General features: G+C 63.2%; 22 protein-coding genes. 12 read left to right on the top strand and 10 right to left on the bottom strand.

Annotated elements, in window-relative coordinates:
* The first annotated feature begins 5 nt into the window (after positions 1–5).
* Together sufC and UC32_RS16355 are read left to right on the top strand one after the other, a co-directional pair.
* Complete coding sequence (gene sufC, locus UC32_RS16360) at positions 6–794, top strand: Fe-S cluster assembly ATPase SufC (protein WP_045732258.1); 789 nt, start codon at positions 6–8, stop codon at positions 792–794.
* 12 nt (positions 795–806) lie between these two features.
* Positions 807–1139 carry a metal-sulfur cluster assembly factor gene (locus UC32_RS16355; RefSeq protein WP_045732257.1) on the top strand — a complete coding sequence of 111 codons (333 nt, stop codon included), beginning with the start codon at positions 807–809 and terminating at the stop codon, positions 1137–1139.
* Between the two features lie 98 nt (positions 1140–1237).
* Here the strand turns inward: UC32_RS16355 and ypfJ are convergent, their stop codons facing one another.
* Positions 1238–2125 carry a KPN_02809 family neutral zinc metallopeptidase gene (ypfJ, locus tag UC32_RS16350; protein ID WP_045732256.1) on the bottom strand — a complete coding sequence of 296 codons (888 nt, stop codon included), beginning with the start codon at positions 2123–2125 and terminating at the stop codon, positions 1238–1240.
* 58 nt (positions 2126–2183) lie between these two features.
* Here ypfJ and UC32_RS16345 point away from each other — a divergent pair, with 58 nt between their 5' ends.
* A complete protein-coding gene (locus UC32_RS16345) occupies positions 2184–3590 on the top strand; it encodes a class I adenylate-forming enzyme family protein (protein WP_045732255.1) in 1407 nt (468 codons plus the stop codon).
* Positions 3580–4761, top strand: coding sequence for a thiolase family protein (locus UC32_RS16340; protein WP_045732254.1), 1182 nt, complete (start codon positions 3580–3582; stop codon positions 4759–4761). The genes UC32_RS16345 and UC32_RS16340 overlap by 11 nt, the downstream gene beginning before the upstream one ends.
* Before the next feature lie 19 nt (positions 4762–4780).
* Here the strand turns inward: UC32_RS16340 and UC32_RS16335 are convergent, their stop codons facing one another.
* The 4 genes from UC32_RS16335 to UC32_RS16320 all read right to left on the bottom strand — a co-directional run bounded on the left by UC32_RS16335 (position 4781) and on the right by UC32_RS16320 (position 7795).
* Positions 4781–5416, bottom strand: a complete 636-nt coding sequence (locus UC32_RS16335) for an energy-coupling factor transporter transmembrane component T family protein (RefSeq protein WP_045732253.1) — start codon at positions 5414–5416, stop codon at positions 4781–4783.
* A complete protein-coding gene (locus UC32_RS16330; RefSeq protein ID WP_045732252.1) occupies positions 5413–6147 on the bottom strand; it encodes an energy-coupling factor ABC transporter ATP-binding protein in 735 nt (244 codons plus the stop codon). Before UC32_RS16330 ends, UC32_RS16335 begins: the two co-directional genes overlap by 4 nt.
* An 11-nt stretch (positions 6148–6158) precedes the next feature.
* On the bottom strand, positions 6159–6809 hold the full coding sequence (locus UC32_RS16325) for a biotin transporter BioY (protein WP_045732251.1): 651 nt from the start codon (positions 6807–6809) through the stop codon (positions 6159–6161).
* A gap of 206 nt (positions 6810–7015) precedes the next feature.
* Positions 7016–7795: an isocitrate lyase/PEP mutase family protein gene (locus UC32_RS16320; RefSeq protein WP_045732250.1), complete on the bottom strand. Its 780-nt coding sequence runs from the start codon at positions 7793–7795 to the stop codon at positions 7016–7018.
* A 142-nt stretch (positions 7796–7937) separates the two neighbouring features.
* On the opposite strand from UC32_RS16320, the gene UC32_RS16315 reads away from it, so the two are divergent.
* The 6 genes from UC32_RS16315 to UC32_RS16295 all read left to right on the top strand — a co-directional run bounded on the left by UC32_RS16315 (position 7938) and on the right by UC32_RS16295 (position 13159).
* Positions 7938–8504: a GNAT family N-acetyltransferase gene (locus tag UC32_RS16315; protein ID WP_045732249.1), complete on the top strand. Its 567-nt coding sequence runs from the start codon at positions 7938–7940 to the stop codon at positions 8502–8504.
* 43 nt (positions 8505–8547) lie between these two features.
* A complete protein-coding gene (locus UC32_RS20840) occupies positions 8548–8721 on the top strand; it encodes a hypothetical protein (protein WP_200896409.1) in 174 nt (57 codons plus the stop codon).
* A gap of 39 nt (positions 8722–8760) precedes the next feature.
* Positions 8761–9825 carry a spore photoproduct lyase family protein gene (locus tag UC32_RS16310; RefSeq protein WP_045732248.1) on the top strand — a complete coding sequence of 355 codons (1065 nt, stop codon included), beginning with the start codon at positions 8761–8763 and terminating at the stop codon, positions 9823–9825.
* 143 nt (positions 9826–9968) lie between these two features.
* Complete coding sequence (locus tag UC32_RS16305) at positions 9969–11567, top strand: ABC-F family ATP-binding cassette domain-containing protein (protein ID WP_015937054.1); 1599 nt, start codon at positions 9969–9971, stop codon at positions 11565–11567.
* Between the two features lie 764 nt (positions 11568–12331).
* Entirely contained in the window at positions 12332–12796 is a 465-nt protein-coding gene (locus UC32_RS16300; RefSeq protein ID WP_152642646.1) for a hypothetical protein, read from the top strand.
* Between the two features lie 60 nt (positions 12797–12856).
* Positions 12857–13159 (top strand): hypothetical protein, encoded by a 303-nt coding sequence (locus tag UC32_RS16295; RefSeq protein ID WP_045732246.1) that lies wholly within the window; start codon positions 12857–12859, stop codon positions 13157–13159.
* Positions 13160–13743: 584 nt separating this feature from the next.
* On the opposite strand, the gene UC32_RS20615 is transcribed toward UC32_RS16295, so the two are convergent.
* Positions 13744–14046 (bottom strand): hypothetical protein, encoded by a 303-nt coding sequence (locus UC32_RS20615; protein WP_152642645.1) that lies wholly within the window; start codon positions 14044–14046, stop codon positions 13744–13746.
* Positions 14047–14239: 193 nt separating this feature from the next.
* Here UC32_RS20615 and UC32_RS16290 point away from each other — a divergent pair, with 193 nt between their 5' ends.
* Positions 14240–14596, top strand: coding sequence for a DUF6984 family protein (locus UC32_RS16290; protein WP_052690607.1), 357 nt, complete (start codon positions 14240–14242; stop codon positions 14594–14596).
* A gap of 78 nt (positions 14597–14674) precedes the next feature.
* Positions 14675–15172, top strand: a complete 498-nt coding sequence (locus UC32_RS16285; protein WP_045732245.1) for a hypothetical protein — start codon at positions 14675–14677, stop codon at positions 15170–15172.
* A 78-nt stretch (positions 15173–15250) separates the two neighbouring features.
* On the opposite strand, the gene UC32_RS16280 is transcribed toward UC32_RS16285, so the two are convergent.
* From UC32_RS16280 to UC32_RS16265, 4 genes are all read right to left on the bottom strand, one after another.
* Positions 15251–15844 carry a hypothetical protein gene (locus tag UC32_RS16280; RefSeq protein ID WP_045732244.1) on the bottom strand — a complete coding sequence of 198 codons (594 nt, stop codon included), beginning with the start codon at positions 15842–15844 and terminating at the stop codon, positions 15251–15253.
* Complete coding sequence (locus tag UC32_RS16275) at positions 15841–17139, bottom strand: hypothetical protein (protein ID WP_152642644.1); 1299 nt, start codon at positions 17137–17139, stop codon at positions 15841–15843. The genes UC32_RS16280 and UC32_RS16275 overlap by 4 nt, the downstream gene beginning before the upstream one ends.
* Positions 17136–17807 carry an ATP-binding cassette domain-containing protein gene (locus UC32_RS21195; protein ID WP_412178032.1) on the bottom strand — a complete coding sequence of 224 codons (672 nt, stop codon included), beginning with the start codon at positions 17805–17807 and terminating at the stop codon, positions 17136–17138. The genes UC32_RS16275 and UC32_RS21195 overlap by 4 nt, the downstream gene beginning before the upstream one ends.
* Before the next feature lie 284 nt (positions 17808–18091).
* Positions 18092–19342, bottom strand: coding sequence for an IS256 family transposase (locus tag UC32_RS16265; RefSeq protein WP_045732308.1), 1251 nt, complete (start codon positions 19340–19342; stop codon positions 18092–18094).
* Positions 19343–19579 lie beyond the last annotated feature (237 nt).

Here is a 19579-nt window from a genome sequence, read left to right as displayed (position 1 = left end):
AGAGCATGTCTACTCTTGAGATCAAGGACCTGCACGTCAGCATTGAGACGGAACAGGGCACCAAGGAGATCCTGAAGGGCGTCAGCCTCACCATCCGCACGGGTGAAACCCACGCCATCATGGGCCCCAACGGATCCGGCAAGTCCACCCTGGCCTCCACCATCGCAGGCCACCCCCGCTACACGGTCACCGGCGGTTCCATCACCCTCGACGGCGAAGACGTCCTGGAGATGAGCGTTGACGAGCGTGCCCGCGCCGGTGTCTTCCTGGCCATGCAGTACCCGGTAGAGGTTCCCGGCGTCACCATGACCAACTTCCTGCGCACCGCCAAGACCGCTATCGACGGCGAAGCACCCAAGCTGCGTACCTGGACCAAGGACGTCAAGGACGCCATGGGCAAGCTGCGCATCGACGCCGACTTCGCCCAGCGCAACGTCAACGAAGGCTTCTCCGGCGGCGAGAAGAAGCGCGTGGAGATCCTGCAGCTCGAACTCTTCAAGCCGAAGTTCGCCGTGCTGGACGAGACCGACTCCGGCCTGGACGTCGACGCGCTCAAGATTGTTTCCGAGGGCGTCAACCGCGCACACTCCGAGGGCAACATGGGCACGCTGCTCATCACCCACTACACCCGCATCCTGCGCTACATCAAGCCTGACTTCGTCCACGTCTTCGTTGACGGCCAGGTTGTCGAAGAGGGCGGCCCGGAACTGGCCGACCGCCTCGAAGAAGAAGGCTACGACCGTTACGCCAAGGGTGCCGGCACGGCCGCAGCCCCCGCAGCAGCACAGGCCTAGTTAGGACTTGCGATGACCGAAATCAAGCCGGGCCGCACGGCCCTGGAAGACGTCGAGGAAGCGCTCAAGGACGTCATCGACCCCGAGCTTGGCGTCAACGTGGTGGACCTTGGGCTGCTGTACGGCCTGAAGTACTCCGATGATGACGGTGCGCTCCTGATCGACATGACGCTTACCACGGCGGCCTGCCCCCTCACCGATGTCCTCGAGGAACAGGTGGGTAAAGCCCTGGAAAGCGTTGTGGATGACTGGCGCCTCAACTGGGTCTGGATGCCGCCATGGGGTCCCGAACGGATCACCGACGACGGCAAGGACCAGATGAGGGCCCTCGGGTTCAACATCTGAAATACCTGAAGTACGACGACGGCCGGTTACCTTTCGCAGGAAAGGTAACCGGCCGTCGTCGTTCCCCACGCCTGGTTCCCCACCACTAGAGGAGAGAGTTACAGGCTTGGGGCGCTGAACGTGTCGCACTGCTTGATGTCGCCTGACTCGAAGCCGCGGGCAAACCAGCGCTGGCGCTCCTCGCTGGAGCCGTGCGTCCAGCCCTCGGGGGACACGCGTCCGGTGGCGGCTTTCTGGATGCGGTCATCGCCCACGGAGGCGGCAGCTGAGAGGGCATCGTTGATGTCCTGCTGCCTCAACGGCTCCAGGTACGGCTGGCCGGTGTCGGGATTTGGCGTGGTGGAGGCATACTTGGCCCACAGCCCGGCGTAGCAGTCAGCCTGAAGCTCCGTGCGGACGGATCCGGATTCCGGGCCCTGCGGATCCTGCTGGGCGCGGCCCAGGTCACCGAGGACATTCTGGATGTGGTGGCCGAACTCATGGGCCACCACATACTCCTGCGCGAGCGGGCCGCCGGAGGAACCGAACCGGTCCACCAGTTCCTGGAAGAACCCCGGATCGAAGTAGGCAGTGGTGTCCGTGGGGCAGTAGAACGGGCCCACCTCGGACGTCGCTGCGCCGCACCCGGTGTTGGTGCCGCCCGTGAAGATAACGGCTTCCGGCCGCGGGTACTGGACGTTGTACTGCTGCAGGTACCCGGGCCAGAACGCGTTCAGGCTGTTAACCGTGCCGGTGATCCGGCAGTCCAGCCGGGCGTCGGCATCGGCGCCGGTGCTGCAGGCAGGAGCGCTGCCCTGGGTTTGGGGCTGTTCTCCGGTCCCACCGCCGGTGAGTCCCCCCAGCAGGTTGGGGTCTATGCCCAGCAACAGCGCAACGAGCAGCACCAGTCCGCCACCGATGCCGCCGCCAACTTTCACGCCGCGGCCCATTCCCCGCCGGTCCTGGACCTGGGACGGATCGAGCTGCACATTGTCATTGAAACTCATATCGTCACAATACCCGCGGATCGGCCGGCCAATCAGGGGCGCCGGTAAAGTTGATCCGGTGCCTTTCCTTGACCGAATCCAGCGCTGGGCCGCAGAGCGGCCGCACGGCACGGCAGTGGCCGTCGCAGGCCGCCGGCTGTCCTGGGCCGAGCTGCGGGACGGGGCGGCTGCCATGGTCCCGGATACGAAATCGGTGACCACGCTGTGTGAAGCCAATTCAACCGATTTCGCGCTGAAGTTTGCGGCGGCAGTGGCCGGCGGCCGCCAGTGCGCCGTGCTGGATCCCGCTTGGCCCACCCACCTCCAGGAGGATATGGTCCGGCGGGTCCAGTCTTCAGCGGAGCCGGGAGCGGTCACTGCGGACGACCCCCTGGCCGACGGCGCGCCCGGTTCGACGTTCCTCATCGGCCTCACATCAGGCACCACGTCCGTGCCGAAAGCGTTCACCCGGTCCCGGCGTTCGTGGCAGGAGTCCTTTGAGGCCTCCATCGAGTTCTTCGGGCTGCGGCAGGATGACGTCACCCTTGCCCCGGGTCCGCTGGCCGCCAGCCTGAACCTCTACGCACTGGCCGAATGCCTCTACGCGGGGTCTGAATTCCAGACACTGGAGACCTTCGACGTCGGCGACGTCCACGCAGCCATCACTTATGACCGGGTAACCCGCCTGGTGCTGGTACCCACCATGCTGCGGATGCTCAGCGAACGCGGGCTGACCGGGTGCGTGGATGCGTCCGGTATCCGGTCCATCGTCTGCGCCGGCTCCAAGCTCGACGCCAGGACCCTGGAAGCGGCCCGCCGCTGGGCTCCCAACGCCACCATCTACGAGTACTACGGCGCCTCGGAACTGAGCTTCGTCTCCGGCGCCGGCCTGTCCGCCCAGCAGCCTCCCGCCGTCGGGAGCACCTGTATCGGCCGCCCGTTTCCCGGCGCTGAGGTGCGCATCCTGGACGACGCCGGGCAGCCGGTACAGGACGGCGGGTACGGGAACATTTGTGTGCGCAGCGGCATGGTCAGCAACGGTTACCTGTGGGGCGACGACGGCGAGGCCCTGCGGTCCTTCAACGACTGGCACACCGTGGGGGACCAGGGCTACCTGGCTCCGGACGGGCTGCATATCCTGGGCCGCCGGGCAGACATGATCCTCACGTCGGGCCGGAACGTGTACCCGCACGAGGTGGAGCTGGCACTCTGCGCAGTTCCCGGCGTTTCCGCCGCCATCGCCGCCGGTATGCCCGACGACCTGCGCGGGCAAAAGGTGGTGGCCGGCGTCGTTCCGTCCCACGGCGGGGTCACCGCAACCCAACTCCGGTCGGGCCTCGAGGACATCCTGGCCAGGGACAAGCGTCCGCTGCAGTACTTCGTCCTCGCCGAGCTTCCCGTCACGGACCGCGGCAAGGTCAGCCGCAACCTGCTGCTGGACTGGATTGCCCAGAGGGATCCACGGGTGAAGAGCCTTGGCAGCTGACCCTCTTCCGGCGGACCGTCAGCCCGTGATCATCGCGGCCCGGCGGACCCCCGTGTGCCGGACCAACGGCGCCCTGCGGACGGTGCGTGCCCATGAACTCCTGGCGCCTGTGCTCAACGGCCTGCTCAACGAAACTGCTGCGGCATCCGGGTCGGTCACCGACGTCGTCATTGGCAACGCGGTGGGCGGCGGCGGAAATGTTGCACGGCTGGCCCTTTTGGAAGCCGGGTTGCCCGTGAGCGTCCCGGGCATCACCGTGGACCGCCAGTGCGGGTCCGGCCTGGACGCGATTGCCCTCGCCGCCCAGTTGGTGGCCGCGGGCGGGAACCCGCTCTATCTCGCTGGGGGAGTGGAGAGCACCAGCACCGCTCCTTTGCGCGCGCACAGGAATTCCGACGGCGGCCCGGAGTTCTACACCCGTGCCCAGTTCGTGCCGGCCAGTTTTGGTGACCCGGACATGGGCGTGGCCGCAGAGACCGTTGCGGGGCGGTACGGCATTGCCCGGGACCGGCAGGACGCCTTTGCCCTCGGCAGCCACCGGAAGGCCCTTGAAGCGATGGCGGAGGGCCGCTATGAGGGGGAGATTGTTCCGCTTGCCACGGCGGGTGGGACGGTATCTGCTGATGACGGCCCGCGGCGCGGTCTCACCCCCGGAGTCATGGGGCGGTTCCCTGCCGCGTTCGTGCCCGGGGGAACTGTCACCGCCGGAAACTCGTGCTTCGACGCAGACGCCGCGTCCGCCGTCGTAATGACTTCCCTGCAGCGGGCCCGCGACCTGGGTGCTGAGGACGGCCTCCTGGTGCTGGGCACCTGCACCGCCGGCGTTGAGCCGGACGTGCTTGGCGTGGGTGCCGCAGAAGCTGCGCGGAAACTCCTGTCCATCCACGGTGTGGAGGCGGCCGGGCTGGACCTGGTGGAGTTCAACGAGGCCTTCGCCTCCCAGACCCTCGCCTGCTTCGATCTGCTGGGCATTGACCCTGCGCGGGCCAACCTTGACGGCGGGGCGTTGGCCCTGGGGCACGCCTACGGCGCGTCGGGTGCCGTCCTGGTGACCAGGCTCCTCGCCCAGGCGCGCAGGGCCGGCAGGCCTGGAAGCCTGGGGCTGGCGATGATCAGCAGCGCCGGCGGCATGGGCACCGCGGCGCTGCTGCGTTACGGGCGACTGGACTGATCCGCAGTCCGGCTACTGGCTAATCCTCGGCGCGGTCTTTGGCGTCGCCGAGCCCCCTGGCCGCGAGCGCCTCGCCGGTTTGGCGCGCGTAGGCCACGGAGGTGATGAAAACCGGCAGGACCAGTGCCCGCGGGTTCCGCTCCAGCCCCCGCGCCCTCGCGGAATCCCTGACGTCGGCGAAAGTTCCAGCGATGTAGGGAATGCTGCGCAGCATGACTCCGATGGTGAGGGCGAACCGCTCCGGATCGGCTCCGAACCGCTGGAAGGGTGTTGCGGCCGCCACCACGCCGTCCAGGAGCCGCTGGACGGGGGTGGTAGCGGTCAGCAGGGACGCGGCCACCAGGCAGACCAGGATGTTCAGGACGATCCTGCCGGCTGTGGGCGCACCGAGCTGCCACCACTGGAAGAGCCCGATCACCAGGAGCACCGGGAGCAGCGGGCGGACGGCGCGTCCCAGCCGCTTCGGCCCGGCTCCGGTCAGGAGGAACAGCCCGCACAGCGCAGCCAGTATCGCCAGGGATACGCGCCAGTCGACTATCAGGAAGGACGCCAGGCCGCAGGCGAACACCAGCAGGAATTTCACGGCGAGGGGCGACCGGTGTATGAAGGAGTTTCCCGGCACATAGTTGGCCAGCAGGAACCCGTGGCCCCTCATGGCGTGGCCGGGCCGGCGGGGTGCCGCATGCCGTTCAGGCACAGGGCACGGTAGAAGGCGACGGCGTCTGCCGGAGTGCCGTCGAACGCCACCGTTCCGTTCTCGATCACGAGGACCCGGTCCATATCCAGGGCGAGCTCGAGGTCATGGGTGGACATGATGACCTGTTGCTCCAGTCCCGCAAGGGTGTGGCGCAACAGTTCCCTGTTCCTGAGGTCCAGGAGCGTGGACGGCTCGTCGAGGACCAGCACCGCCGGCTCGACCGCCAGGACCGCTGCGAGTGCCATCAGCTGGCGTTCCCCGCCGGAGAGTTCGTAGATGCTTTGGTCGGCCAGGTGCAGCAGGCCAAGGTGGTCGAGCGCGGCTTCGGCCATGGCCTGCCGTTCGCGGCCGTTCCGGACAGACCGGCGCAGCGACAACTCAACATCCTCCCTGCCGGTGGGCATGACGAGCTGGGACAGCGGGTCGGTGAAGACGAACCCCACGCTCCGGCGGACTTTCCGGACCGCGCGGACTGTGTCGTCGCCGTCGACCGCTACTTTCCCCGCAGTGGGCTGGACGAGCCCGTTCACCAGGCGCAGCAGCGTGGACTTTCCGGATCCGTTGGCGCCGATGACGCCCACGCGCTGTTCCTTCAGGCGGAGGTCCACGCCATTGAGGAGGACCTTGGGCGTGGGGGAGTGGTCCGTTTCTACGGCGACCGTTACCTGGTCAAAGGCGACAACTGGCACTGATGTTCTTCCTAGGCCTTGGCGGGCTGGACAGGTGACTGGCTGCGGCGCGCGCGGCGGACCAGGATGTCCGGGAAGGCGCGGTGCAGCGCGACGGCGATGCCGGCGGCGAGGACGTTCTTGATGACGTCCCCCGGGTAGAAGACGACGTCGCTGAGGAAGGCCTGGCCGAGGGTGGTTTTGGCGTTGATCGCGATGCCGGCGACGCCCAGGGTGTGGACGGTGAGGATGCTGGTTACCGTAGCCGCGAGGAAGAACCACAGCGCGCGGGCCTTGGTGGTGCGGCGGATCACCACCGTTGCCAGCCAGCCGACAAGTGCGGCAGCGATGGGAAACGCGATGATGTAGCCGGCGGACGGGCCGGCGAGGATGCCCAGGCCGCTGCGCCCCTGGCTGAAGATGGGCAGTCCGGCAAGGCCCAGGAGGGTGTAAAGGCCGACGGCGGCGAAGCCCCTTCCGGGCCCCAGCACCAGGCCGGTCAGCATGACGGCGAGGGTCTGGAAGGTAATGGGCACGCCGAAGCCGTTGACTGCCAGGCCCGGCACCAGAGCGGCGCCGGCCACCAATGCGGCGAACACGCCGATGAGGCCAAGGTCGGTGGCGTTCCAGCGGCGGCGCCCGGATGGAAGGTTGGAGGTGACGGCGGTGTCGGTGTTGCTCATGGCTGTCCTGTCGGGGTTGTACAAGCGGAATCTAATGTACAGCCGACGTTACTGGGACGGAACAGGGCCCATTTTGTAGAGGACCTACTAAGTGGCGAGCCCCGGGATTAGGGGCAGGGCACAACTGCGGGCAGAACCGGCTGGTTGACCCGCCGAAACGGGAGGGACGGCATCTGGCAAGCCGTCCCTCCCGCCGCTTGCCTTCGCTAATTCAGCGCCGGAGTATCAGCGGGAATGACGCCGGACCCGTACAGATCCGATGCGAGGTCACGCAGTGCCCGGAGTGCCACCCGCTGGGTGAAGGGGCCGTACGACACCCTCGCCACGCCGAGTTCCTGGAGTTGGGCTGCCGGGAGCGCACCGGGTGCGCCGATGATGGACAGCTTTCCGCGGCCGAGTCCCTCGACGAGTGGTTCGATGACCTCACCGGTCAGGGCGCCGGGGACGAAAACCAGTGCTGCACCGGCGTCGAGGAAGGCGCGGCCCCGGGCGATGGCATCATCGATGCTTTCCTGTACGGGCCGGTCCCCGCCGCGGACCAGCGCATCCGTGCGCGCGTTCAACTGGAAGGGAACGCCTTCCGACTCTGCGGCCCGGACGATCGCCGCCACGCGGGAGACTGCTTCGTCGAACGGCCGCAGCCTGTCCTCAACGTTGGCACCGGCAATACCGAGCCCGATGGCCCGCCGGATGGTTTCGGCAGGGTCCTGGTACCCGTCGTCGAGGTCCGCCGTGACGGGCAGATCCACGGCGTCGACGATGCGCTTAGCGCCTTCGAAGGCAACGTCCAACGGCATGGCGCCATCCGCATAGCCCAGTGCTGCTGCAATCGAGTGGCCCGCCGTGGCGATCGCCTTGGTCTCCGGCAATGCCGCGACGGTTGCTGCACTGATGGCATCCCACACGTTGACCACCTGGAGGATTTCCGGTGCTTCATGGAGGGCCTTGAGCTGCTGGGCGCGCTCCTCTGTTGTTGTTCCAGTCATTCGTGGTTGTTCCTTATCCGTAGGTCGGCACGTCTTTGCAATTCCTACCTACACACATGCAGCGGCCTCAAGGCAAGACAAGGTCACGGGCAGGAGTACCGCCTACCGCCGTCTGCTGCCTTGGCGGGGCAGGATGGGAGGCATGATTGTTGAACTTCGCCCGTGGACGACTGAGGACGCCTCCGCGCTGTGCAACGCCAATGAGGGCGATCAGGATTTGCAGGCCCAATTTGGCGGAGTCGATCTGGGAAGTCTGGGTAGCTCGCAGGAATACATAAATGAGTACCTGATGATGAGCGAAACTCGGTGGAACTGGGCAATATGCGTGGACAACGTGGCCGTCGGAAACGTCGGGCTGTCAGGAGTTGAACGGCGTCACGGGACTGCCTGGGCTTCATACTGGCTGGCATCGTCCTATCGCGGGTACGGGCTGGCCGTCCGTGCCCTTGCCACGGTTGCTTCGGTCGCATTCCAGGAGGGGTTGTTCCGGATTGAGCTGGGGCATCGAATCAACAATCCCGCATCCTGCAAGGTCGCTGCCCGCGCGGGCTTCGTTCCTGAGGGCATAGAACGCCAGAAACTCAGGTACGGCCACCAACGGTTCGACGTAGAGACCCATGCGCGCTTATTGACGGATCCAGCTCCGGATGTGTCCGCACTTCCAATGAAGCCTACGAAGTTCTTACCGTCGTCGAGTAACAGGCCGTAGGCTGGCAAGGCCGTTCCTGGCCGTTGCATGTTTGGGGGAAGTTTTGGAAATTGTCGTGTTCGTGGTGCTGCCGCTTGTCTTCTTTTACATTCTTTACGGCGTTATCAGGGCAGCGGTGCGGGACGGAATCCTCGCTGCTGACCGGGTCCGGAGCGCGGGCAGCATCGAAGCAGCTGGTGCGCCGGAGGCAGCCGAACAGCGTGAGCCCTTGGCTTAACTGCCCGCGCCGGCTGCAGGGATTCGGAAGAATGGCTGCATGGAATTCCACCGGCTCCTCCAGATCCGGCGCATCTTCGCCCAGCCGGAGGCGTTGGAATTGCCCCGTGGCCGCGAGATCGTAAAGCGCTGGCCGGACGCCGACGTCGTACCGGTCGAAAGCCACTGGAACATCCCGGAACTGCACGGCGACGAAACCAACGTGCCGCGGTGGTCCCGGATCAAGACCGAAGCGCTGGTCCTCGGAGTGAAGAAGTCCTTGACCGTGAAGCCCAACGGGCGATCGGCAGACTTCATCGCCCCCTCCACGGCGAACGGATGCGCCATGGCATGCGCCTACTGCTACGTCCCCCGCCATAAGGGGTTCAGCAACCCGGTTACCGTCTTTGCCAACATCAACCAGATCGCTGCAACGCTTGAACGGCACGTCATGAAGCAGGGCATCAAGCTCGAACCCAACCAATGCGATCCCGAACTCTGGGTCTACGACATCGGTGAAAACAGTGACTGCTCCGTGGATGCGCTGATCAGTGACAACGTAGAGGACCTGGTTGGGCTGTTCCGGGAACTGCCCACCGCCAAGCTGTCCTTCGCTACCAAGTACGTCAACAGGGACATGCTCACGTGGGACCACGGCGGACACACCCGCATTCGTTTTTCGCTGATGCCCGCGCACCTTGCGAAGTCCATAGACGTCCGGACATCCCCCGTTGCGGAGCGCATTGCGGCGATCAACGATTTCGTCGACGCCGGGTATGAAGTGCACGTCAATTTCTCACCGGTGGTGATCACGGAGACCTGGCTTGATGACTGGCGTGAACTGCTTCAACAGGTCGACGCCGCCCTGACGCCAGCAGCCAAAGCGCAGCTTGCCGCGGAAGTGATCTTTCTGACCCACAACGAGGGGCTCCACCAGGTCAACCTCGGATGGCACCCGCAGGCGGAGAAGGTCCTCTGGCGTCCGGACCTGCAGGAGTCCAAAACCTCCTCCAACGGCTTCAGCAACGTCCGTTACCGCAGCGGAAGCAAGGGGCGGTATGTGCGGCAGCTGACGGCAATGATCGAGGAGATCATTCCCTATTGCCGGGTCCGCTACGCCTTTTGATATCCCGGTCGGCGCCGGAAGGTCCGGTTTCCTTGGCATGGACGGTAGACTTGTCAAGGCCGTTCTCCGGCCACTCTGCCTCCAGCCCCCGACATATCCTGTTGGTGCTGCGGCGTTCCCCGTTGTGAAAGGCCTTACCTTCTGTGATTACTGTCCAGGATCTTGAACTCCGCGCCGGTGCCCGGCTCCTGATGGATCAGGTGAGCTTCCGCATCGATAAGGGCGACAAGATCGGCCTGGTGGGACGCAATGGAGCCGGCAAGACCACGCTTACGCGCGTCCTGGCAGGGGAAGGGCTTCCCGCCGCCGGCAAGGTGACCCGCAGCGGCGAGATCGGGTACCTGCCGCAGGACCCGCGCACCCCGGACATGGAGCAATTGGCGCGGGACCGGATCCTCTCCGCCCGCGGCCTGGACATCGTGGTCGGCAAGCTCCGCAAGGCCCACGACGAAATGGCAAGCGAGGACGCTGCCGTGCAGCAGAAGGCCATGAACCGGTACGACCGGCTGGAATCCGAGTTCCTGGCAGCGGGCGGCTACGCCGCGGAGGCAGAAGCCGCATCCATCTGCTCGAACCTCGCACTGCCTGACCGGCTCCTGAACCAGCCGCTCAAGACACTGTCCGGTGGCCAGCGCCGCCGCGTGGAACTGGCCCGGATCCTCTACTCGGATGCCGAGACCATGCTCCTCGACGAGCCCACCAACCACCTCGACGCCGACTCCATCGCCTGGCTTCGCGACTTTTTGAAGAACCACCAGGGCGGGCTCATCGTCATCAGCCACGACACCGAACTCCTCGAAGCCACCGTTAACAAGGTGTTCCTGCTGGACGCCAACCGTGCCCAGATCGATTTCTACAACATGGACTGGAAGCGGTACCTCACCCAGCGCGAAACGGATGAGCGCGCCCGCAAGCGGGAACGGGCCAATGCCGAGAAGAAGGCCCAGGTCCTCTTCGACCAGGCCAATAAGATGCGGGCGAAGGCCACCAAGGCCGTGGCGGCGCAGAACATGGCCAAGCGCGCCGAGCGGCTCCTCAGCGGCCTCGAAGCCGTCCGCGAGAACGACCGCGTGGCCGCCCTCCGGTTCCCTGATCCGTCGCCGTGCGGCAAGACCCCGCTCACCGCAGACGGGCTCAGCAAGTCCTATGGCTCGCTGGAAATCTTCACGGACGTGGACCTCGCCATCGACCGCGGCTCCAAGGTGGTCATCCTCGGCCTCAACGGTGCGGGCAAAACCACCCTGTTGCGCATGCTCGCCGGCGTGGACCAGCCGGACACCGGCGAAATCGTGCCGGGGCACGGGCTCAAGGTGGGCTACTACGCCCAGGAACACGAGACGCTCGACGTCAACCGCACCGTCCTGGAAAATATGCGCTCGTCCGCACCCGACATGAAGGACGCCGAGGTCCGCGGCATCCTGGGCTCGTTCCTGTTCTCCGGTGACGACGTCGACAAGCCCGCGGGCGTCCTGTCCGGCGGTGAGAAGACCCGTCTGGCGCTGGCCACCATCGTTGCGTCGAGTGCCAATGTCCTGCTTCTCGACGAACCCACCAACAACCTGGACCCCGCCAGCCGCGCGGAAATCCTCGGCGCGCTCCGGAACTACACCGGCGCCGTCGTCCTTGTCAGCCATGATGAAGGCGCCGTCGAGGCGCTGAACCCCGAACGCGTTGTGCTGCTGCCCGACGGCGTCGAGGACCATTGGAACGAGGACTACCTGGACCTGATCACGCTGGCCTAGGCAGGCGAAGAGGCCCGACGCCGGACGGTGGCCTTGATGAGGTCCGCCACCTTCGGTTTGAGCTGGTCAGTGGGGGATCGGAGCCAACGGGCTGGCTTTAGTAGCGCGCGGGTACGTCTTGAGTAGTCTGGTTCCAGTCGGCGTAACCGGGCCGAGGCTGCCTTCGCGCACGTCTGATCCGGTGCCATATTGTCCGACTCGGTGATTCGCTCACGCCGGTCTTGAATCGGGATGACTCTAGGCCACTTCGCATGAGCACACCGAATGGCAGGGCCGGGAAAAGGACGTGAAGCATGGTCTTCCGAGCGTCCAGTGTGGCTCTTTAAGGAGCAAGGGGTTTCGCCGCCTTTGGATGATGTTGGCAGGCCGGAGACGCCGAGGGCGTCGCCGTACTCGGGTTAAATTCGTGTGTAGCGTATAGGGCACCTTCACCGGGCAATTTTGCGGGCAGGGTATACGGGACACCTTGAACGTCAATTTTACAAAGCCGCAGGTCAGCGGCGGGTTGTCTCACTAGGGGACCGGCTTGCGGACGCTTGTTCTCGGGCAGTTTCTGGTCCCGGACGGGGCATACTTTAGAAATGCAGCTGCCATGCACGGATCCAATCTGGTTTATCGAGGCACCCTTCGAACGAGTCGTCACAGAAACCACTGAATGGCTCAATGGGTTGGGAGGCAGAAGCTTCACTCGTCTCCGCGAGCCGCTCCCGTCCATGATTCACCACCTCGCCCCCAGGGCCATGCCATCGTGGAAACAGCTCGTGGTGGCAACCTCCGCCAACGAATGGACCGCAGTGTTTAGCCAAGGCAGCGATATAGCGAGTGCGAACGTTGTCGCTGCACGGCTCGACTGCCTCAACATCCGCACGTCCCACCAACCCCACATCATTCGTGATCGAAAGATCGTCAGCTACGGCAGTACAGCGCTCTGGATTCACGCCGGAGCGCGGCACATCCGTTCCATCCAGGCCAGCTATCAATCCCGTTGGGAATGGACGCTTTTCGGTGATCCGCAACCCTTCGAGAACCTTGAAACCTACAAAGCAAAAAAGATCCCCGACCGGTTCCCACTTGATTCCCTGAACGAATACTGCCGTGCCCTGGGCATTGAGCGAGACAATCTAGGTTTTTACGGCTCTAACGGGTTGCTCATCGAAGAGGACACGAGCAACTGGCCTCACAAGCCCCAGCCAGTTAGGGGTAGCGAAGGGTTGAACGGCTTCGTCTAGGCCGGTGCGCGCTGGAGGATCGGTGTGCGTGACGTTATGGCAACTACATAGGATTTGCTGATGAGCCGCACACAACTCTGCGTGGAAACTATCCGGGACGAGATAATCGCCGCAGCCGCTGAGCTGCGGGCGGTGGCCGGCTCAGAGCAAGACGAGCAGCGAAAAGGAGTTGCCGACTGGCTCGACGAGCAGTTCATCGGCGTCACAGACCCGCACGTTCTACTTGAGGCCACGCGAAATGCTCTCACCTTGTACCAAGGCGGAATGGGGTCGTTCCAAGATGTCGGCACCGGCGCATCGTCTCTCGCAGTTAGCCGGCTACGTACCGCGCTAATGCGTGGGCTCGATAATGAAGTGCGCTAATCGTAGACGCGCTCATGGACGTGACGGTTCTTTAGCGTCCGTTCAGGGATCCTTCACCGAGCTCGTCAGCAGTCAAGCGGCTGGGGCACCAAATCAATGCCCCGTTGCTCGTTGTACCACCGTCCTTTAGTGTCTGGATCGACCCTATAACCGATTCGGATTCTAAGAGACTCGGAGAACCGCGTGGAAGCATCGAGCTTTACGTTTGCGGGAATGCTTATTTCCCTGGCTGTTGGTCTAGGAATCGGGGTGTACGCGGGCGCAAAAAAGATCACTATCAATGACGGCAAACACCGAGCCCTTTGGAGGTGGCTTTTGCTTGATCTAGCTTTTGGATTAGCTTCCGCAGCACTTCACGTTTGGCTTGTTACCTCTTAGCGGTGCAAATGGTGAGGGCGGGATCGAAGGAGGTCTCATGATGTTGGCACGGAGGCGCGCCTGATGGGAGCCAACCCGGGGGCGTCCGTGCTGATCGAATCTTGCGTTCGACTACCGCCCGGTGATCGATCCTTGCTGGGCATCCCGAGCCCGGAAGCAGGTATCAGACGCCGAAAGCGGGGTTGGGAATTAGCCAAGTCACCCATCTAAACCGCGGTATAGAGCTGAACAAGTGTAAGTGCTCCGATAACGAGACTCGCCATGCCCACCATTCCCGATCCGATGATGCAAAACTCTTTTGCTCGGGTGCCCGGATGTAGGAAGCTGGCGGCGGACAGACCTAGAGCTAAGATTCCGGCGCCACCAATACACAGAACCGCAGAAAAAGGGCGGATAGGCAGGTCGTTGGCCAGGAAAGAAGAGAGCGGGAACGCCAGAAGGATTAGCGCCGCACCTAGTAGTGCAGTCAAAGCCAGGCCCACGCGGCTCCATCGATAATCGATTGTCACCTTGCCCCCTAAGTGGATTGGATTATCTCTATCTTCATCTCGCCGGTCGCTGTCGGCTAGTCCGGATAAGCTGTGCCCGTAAGGCGATCGTGTATCGGACGGCCTAAAGTGTCACGAATACGTTTTCGGGCAGGTCATCTCGAAGTGCTAGGTCATATAGAACCTGTAATTGGGCTGGAACTAGAATCACGACATGACCAGCAGGCGACTCCTCCCAGGCGAGATCCTCATCATGCGGACGTTACTGGACCGCGCTTACGAGTCCAGGTGGAAGGCGATCGACGTTGAGTCGCTACGTGCGTTCGACATGGATGACGGGGGCATGGGTAGCCTGCTATTCGAGACCACGAAGCCAGACCGCTTTTTTGGCCGGACACTCTCCGAGGGCTGGTTCAAGGATGCGGACGGATACCTGGTGATGCTTTACCTCAATCTAGATAAAGAGGATGAGATCTTCGAGCTGGATAGCTGGAAGGTCGATTTCTCGCCACGACGCCGACTCCCGCAAAACGAAGCCGACATATTGTCAGGGCCAGCAAAGATGGATTAGTCCGAGTGGGCCACCAGTCCGGCCTTAGCGGGCCGCTGCTTTGCTGAGTCCACCTGATGCTGACCATAGGCTGTTGCTATGCCGATGCAGTGGTTTACCCGGGACGCCTTCGCAGGGACGCTTTCCGACAGGGAAGAAGAGGAAAGGGAGCAGCAGTGGAGGGACGCTCGTAAGTTGGTCCGGCGTCGGCTGCACTCCGGAGCAGAAAAACTCATCCAGATCAACGTCCACGACGGAGTTATCGACAGGCTTCACCAGACAGACACTGGTTCGGTCGAGCTTCGCGCACTGATCGGCGATAACGAAGCCGGCTATGAATGGCTCCACCTTCGATACTTGGGTGCCACGTTATCTATCATCGAACCGGGGTTCGGTGAGATAGCCAGTCCCTTTGAAATGCTAAGAGACGAACTAGTTGCCGCCGACGATGGTACCTTCCTGCACAGTGTGATCACCGAGCCCTGTGGAGAGTTCGACATCGCCTTTACGTCGGTAGAAGTGGCTCTCACCCCCGGACAAGCTGAGGAGCGGCTGGCCGTCTTTGCACGCGCAATGCGGGCCAAATCGCCAAGCTGACCTCAAAGGTTGACGGAGCGTCCGGTGAAGGATGACTAAACGGAAGCCACTATGCCCTGGCGCACTGCGGCTATTCGTTTAGCGCCCCCAGGCCAGGAGCGGCGAGCGATTGAAGGCGCTGCAGGCGAGTCCTAGGGCCAGGATGGCGCTGCTAATCGCCGCGGCGGGTGTTGATCCCCCGGAGTGGAGTGGGAGTGCCCAGTTTGTCGGTGTGTTGGAGGGGTCAACGCCGAGGGTGAAGACCAGGAGCATGTAGGCGACGGGGGCCAGCCAGAACCATCCTTGCGAGGTGAAGCGGGAGGTGATGAGGGTGAGGCCGGTCAGCATGAGGATGTTGCGTAGTCCGACCAGCAGGTCGGGGCGGCCGCTCAGTAGTGCGTAGGCCAGCACACCTGGCAGCGAAACGATGACGAGTTGGCCCATGAAACGCAGAGTAAGGATCAGTCCGATTGGTCGGGTGCTGGTGGTCACGTGATGGGTGTCTGGAGTGTAGGTGGTGTAGCCCAGGAGCAGTGCGATCATGAGGGGCAACAGGTATGACAGGGGTGCTTCGTAGTCCTGGTTCAGGGGGAACGGTACGAGGGTGTTCCCGAATACCGCCATTACCAGGGCGGTCGCGGCAGCAATACCTGTGCACCAGAGGGCATTAAACGCTTTGAGGAAAAGGGTCATTCGAAGTCGCTGGCTGACACGCTGTCCGTGCAGATCTTCTTCATGTTCGTTGTGATCCACTGTGCTTTGTCGTTGTCCGGGATGGCGTCGAAGGCTTGGAGTACCGCGCCTTGTCCATGTTTTGGTTCGATGGCGGATTCTTCTTTGTCCATGGACCAGTTCAGTACGGCCTGCCCGAACCCAGTGTGGAATGAGCGTGCAGCTGTTTCCATGCCGTAGATGACGCAGGGACCGGAGGGCTTGATTGCCTGGTTGAGGGCCAGTTCCGTGCGATCACGGTCTTGCCATCCGGTGGTGAGGTCATCGACGTGCATGACTGCTGCTGTCGGGTCCTCCGGGGTGCCGAAGGCTCCGCGGTTCCTTACTTCCACTTTCTCAAAGCCCAGTGGCGTACCTGCCAGTTTCTCCTGCATTCGGGTAAGGGCCGCAGTGATCGGCCCGCGGACGGACTCGTAAGAAGGGTGGAGGCATAGTGTGAGGTCAGCGTTAGTTTTGCATCCGTCACTGACGGAATAGGCCTGGACCTTGAGGAATCCTGGCGCCGTGGTGAAGACGCCGGTGGCACCGACACCGGCCATGACTAGGCCGCCGACGATCACCGCAAGTGTGGAGGCTTTCTTGGCTTCCAGCACCATGGACAGGGCGCCGACGATGACGGCCAGCAGTCCGAGATACCAGGCCCCTTGCCAGATCAGCAGTTCATTGTTAATCCCGAAATAGGGTTCAGCGGATTGTTGAACGGTGGGGCTGAGGAACAAGAACCGCTCGTGCAGTTGAGCGTTCAGGATCAAGAACACGAGCACCAGCGCGTAAAGCCCCGGACCGGTCAGGGCGGCTGTCAGTTTGTACGGCAGGACCGTGCCCGCAGTGTGCCCCAAGCCCACTTGAACTGTTAGGCCGGCCAGCCCGCATAAGAGCCAAAGCCACGGAACTTCCCCGGCCGTTCCAGCAAGTCCCATGGGGACAAGAACGGCAGCTCCGATCAGACAGTAAGCGGCTGCACTCCAGACACAGCTTGCCATCAGCACGGATAGAGACGCCCGCCAAGCCCCAATCGTGCTGGCCCTCCACGGGACTTCCAAACCATGCCGTTTGATGCGTGCAGCATCCCAGGCAGCCACTGCGCCAAGGAGTGGGCCGGCGATCGTCACTGACGCAACCACCGCTTGAACGCCGTTGTCCAGAATGGCGAGCCCGTCCCAGACAATAGACCTCGCCACAAGCCACGTCAGAGGTCCGACGACAACCAGAGCCCACGTTGCAGAAGAATGCCGTAGATCCGAGATATTGATCATGCAGGCACCTCGACGCACCGCGCATACGCTATCTCGAGGTCAGTTGCTGTCGGAGCATCCACGGCGGCAAACGCCCTTACGCTTCCGTGGAAGCGGACCTTGCCCCTCGAAACGGCCATCACAGAATCACAGATCCCGGGCAGGTCGGCGACATTGTGAGTGGACATAATGATGGTTGTCGTCCCTGACAGGGAGGCCAGGACATCCAGCACAGATCGACGCTCAATAGGGTCAAGGCTGGCCGTAGGCTCATCCAACAACAGGACACCCGGTTGTGACACCACGGCCTGCGCAATCCCCACCCGCTGACGTTCACCGCCCGAAAGCCCGGACATCTTCCGCGTAGCAAGGTGGGCGGTATTTGAACGCTCTAAAGCTTCTTCGACCAACGCGTTGCTTCGCTGGCCCTTAAGCCACAGGGCATAAGCAACGGATTCCCTGACCGTGAACGAAGGAACAAAGAACCCAGACTGGGGAAGATAGCCGGCAGCTGCTCGCGCCTGGGCAATGCCGTGCCTCGTCTGGAGATCATGTCCACCAACGCGGGCTGTGCCGCTGCTAGGACGCCGAAGGGTTCCAAGCACCGATAACAGCGACGTCTTACCCGCACCGTTAGGACCAAGAAGTCCAAGAATTCCCGAACTATGGACCCACGACTGGGACTCCACCACCGTCCTGCGCCCCAAACGTACCGAGAGGTTGGCAGCTTCTACCGCTGCAACGGCCACGTCAGCGGCTTCCGCCCGGATTCCAGCGCATACTGCTGCTAACTAAGACACTTGAAAATCGACCGAAATACTGACGCTTCACGGATCCCCCTTTAATACCGGTCATGCTCTCGTCAATGTCGGACGCTAGCACGATGCCGCGCAGGCAGCCTGTCACAACATCGGTCTCCTTCAGAAGACGCGGGACTGTCCGATAAACGGTGTGTGGAGTCCGGCCGGTTTCATTATTGAGTGGTCCTTTCGAACCGGCCCGCGAAGGTAATCGCGAACGCGTTTAGCGCAGGCTTCCACCTCATCACCCAGCGTGCCCGGCCACCGCCGGTGGGATCAAGAGATCTGGTGACCAGATACAGGCATTTCAGGGCAGCGGTCTCATTCGGAAAGTGCCCGCGGGCCCTAACCGCCCTGCGGTAGCGGGCGTTGATCGACTCGATCGCGTTCGTCGTGCAAATGACGCGCCGGATTTCCACGTCGTACTCCAGGAACGGCACGAACTCCGCCCACGACGCTTCCCAGAGCCGCACGATCGCCGGATATCGCTGGCCCCATTCCGCGGTGAACTCCGCGAACCGGTCCTTTGCCGCTTGCTCGGACGGTGCCGTGTAGACGGGCTTGAGTGCCTTGACGATACCGTCGCGGTGCTGGCGTCCGGCATAGCGGAAGCTGTTCCGGATCAGGTGCACGATGCACTGCTGCACGACCGTCCGCTCCCACGTCGTGGTGATCGCCTCCGGCAGGCCCTTGAGCCCGTCGCAGACAGCGATCAACACGTCCTCCACGCCCCGGTTCTTCAGCTCGGAGAAGACCTGCAGCCAGAACCGTGCACCCTCGCCGCCGTCGCCGGCCCAGATGCCCAGGATCTCCCGCTCCCCGTTGGTGGTGACTCCCATGACGACGTAGAACGGGGTGTTCCGCACCTGCCCGTCACGGACCTTGACCACGACCGCGTCAACGAAGAGCACCGGATAGACCGGGTCCAGGGGCCGGGACGACCATTCCGCCAGCTCCGAGGAGACTTTCTCCGTGATGCGGCTGATGGTGTCCTTGGAGACCCTGGCCCCGTAGACCTCCTCGAAGTGCGCGGCGATTTCCCCGGTCGTCAGACCCCGTGCGGACAGTGAGAGGACGATCTGGTCGATCCCGTCCAAACGCCGTTTACGCTTGGGCACGATCACCGGTTCGAACGAGCCGTCCCGGTCCCGGGGCACCTCAATCTCAACCGGGCCGATCTCGGTCAGCACGGTCTTTGATCGGGTGCCGTTGCGCATGTTGGCCGCGATCGGTGTCTGGCCGTGCTCGTGCCCGAGGTGCTCGGTCAGCTCGGCTTCCAGCGCGGTCTCGAGCACGTTCCTGGTGAGCTGGTTCAGCAGTCCGCCGGGGCCGACCAGGCTTACGCCCTGTTCCTTGGCCTGCGCGAGCAACCGCTCCGCAAGCTCCTTCTGATCGATGATCTCTCCCGTCACAGGATCGATCATCACCCCTGTAATTGCGGTCGTGGACTCTGACACGGCCGTCTCCTCTCGGATTAGGCCGGACCCCACACACCGTTATTCAGACAGTCCCGAAGACGCCGAAGTGTTCGGTAAGGGATCCCCAAAGGGACGACTTTGAGTATCGTCCGTTTCCGCGAGGCGCTAAGCATGGTCTGATGGACGGATGAAGAACTGGGTTTGGGGCGTAACAGGAGTGGCTACGTTATGTATGGCTTTAGC

It is taken from the genome of Pseudarthrobacter chlorophenolicus (assembly GCF_000962805.1).
GTDB lineage: Bacteria > Actinomycetota > Actinomycetes > Actinomycetales > Micrococcaceae > Arthrobacter > Arthrobacter chlorophenolicus_A.
The sequence above is the reverse complement of the archived record's forward strand: the minus strand, read 5'-3'. Positions and strand labels throughout refer to the sequence as shown.

Coding starts and splice junctions, on each gene's coding strand:
- sufC (WP_045732258.1), top strand. CDS start 6: ATGTCTACTCTTGAGATCAAGGACCTGCACGTCAGCATTGAGACGGAA.
- UC32_RS16355 (WP_045732257.1), top strand. CDS start 807: ATGACCGAAATCAAGCCGGGCCGCACGGCCCTGGAAGACGTCGAGGAA.
- ypfJ (WP_045732256.1), bottom strand. CDS start 2,125: ATGAGTTTCAATGACAATGTGCAGCTCGATCCGTCCCAGGTCCAGGAC.
- UC32_RS16335 (WP_045732253.1), bottom strand. CDS start 5,416: ATGAGGGGCCACGGGTTCCTGCTGGCCAACTATGTGCCGGGAAACTCC.
- UC32_RS16325 (WP_045732251.1), bottom strand. CDS start 6,809: ATGAGCAACACCGACACCGCCGTCACCTCCAACCTTCCATCCGGGCGC.
- UC32_RS16320 (WP_045732250.1), bottom strand. CDS start 7,795: ATGACTGGAACAACAACAGAGGAGCGCGCCCAGCAGCTCAAGGCCCTC.
- UC32_RS16315 (WP_045732249.1), top strand. CDS start 7,938: ATGATTGTTGAACTTCGCCCGTGGACGACTGAGGACGCCTCCGCGCTG.
- UC32_RS16310 (WP_045732248.1), top strand. CDS start 8,761: ATGGAATTCCACCGGCTCCTCCAGATCCGGCGCATCTTCGCCCAGCCG.
- UC32_RS16295 (WP_045732246.1), top strand. CDS start 12,857: ATGAGCCGCACACAACTCTGCGTGGAAACTATCCGGGACGAGATAATC.
- UC32_RS16290 (WP_052690607.1), top strand. CDS start 14,240: ATGACCAGCAGGCGACTCCTCCCAGGCGAGATCCTCATCATGCGGACG.
- UC32_RS16285 (WP_045732245.1), top strand. CDS start 14,675: ATGCCGATGCAGTGGTTTACCCGGGACGCCTTCGCAGGGACGCTTTCC.
- UC32_RS16280 (WP_045732244.1), bottom strand. CDS start 15,844: ATGACCCTTTTCCTCAAAGCGTTTAATGCCCTCTGGTGCACAGGTATT.
- UC32_RS16275 (WP_152642644.1), bottom strand. CDS start 17,139: ATGATCAATATCTCGGATCTACGGCATTCTTCTGCAACGTGGGCTCTG.
- UC32_RS16265 (WP_045732308.1), bottom strand. CDS start 19,342: ATGATCGATCCTGTGACGGGAGAGATCATCGATCAGAAGGAGCTTGCG.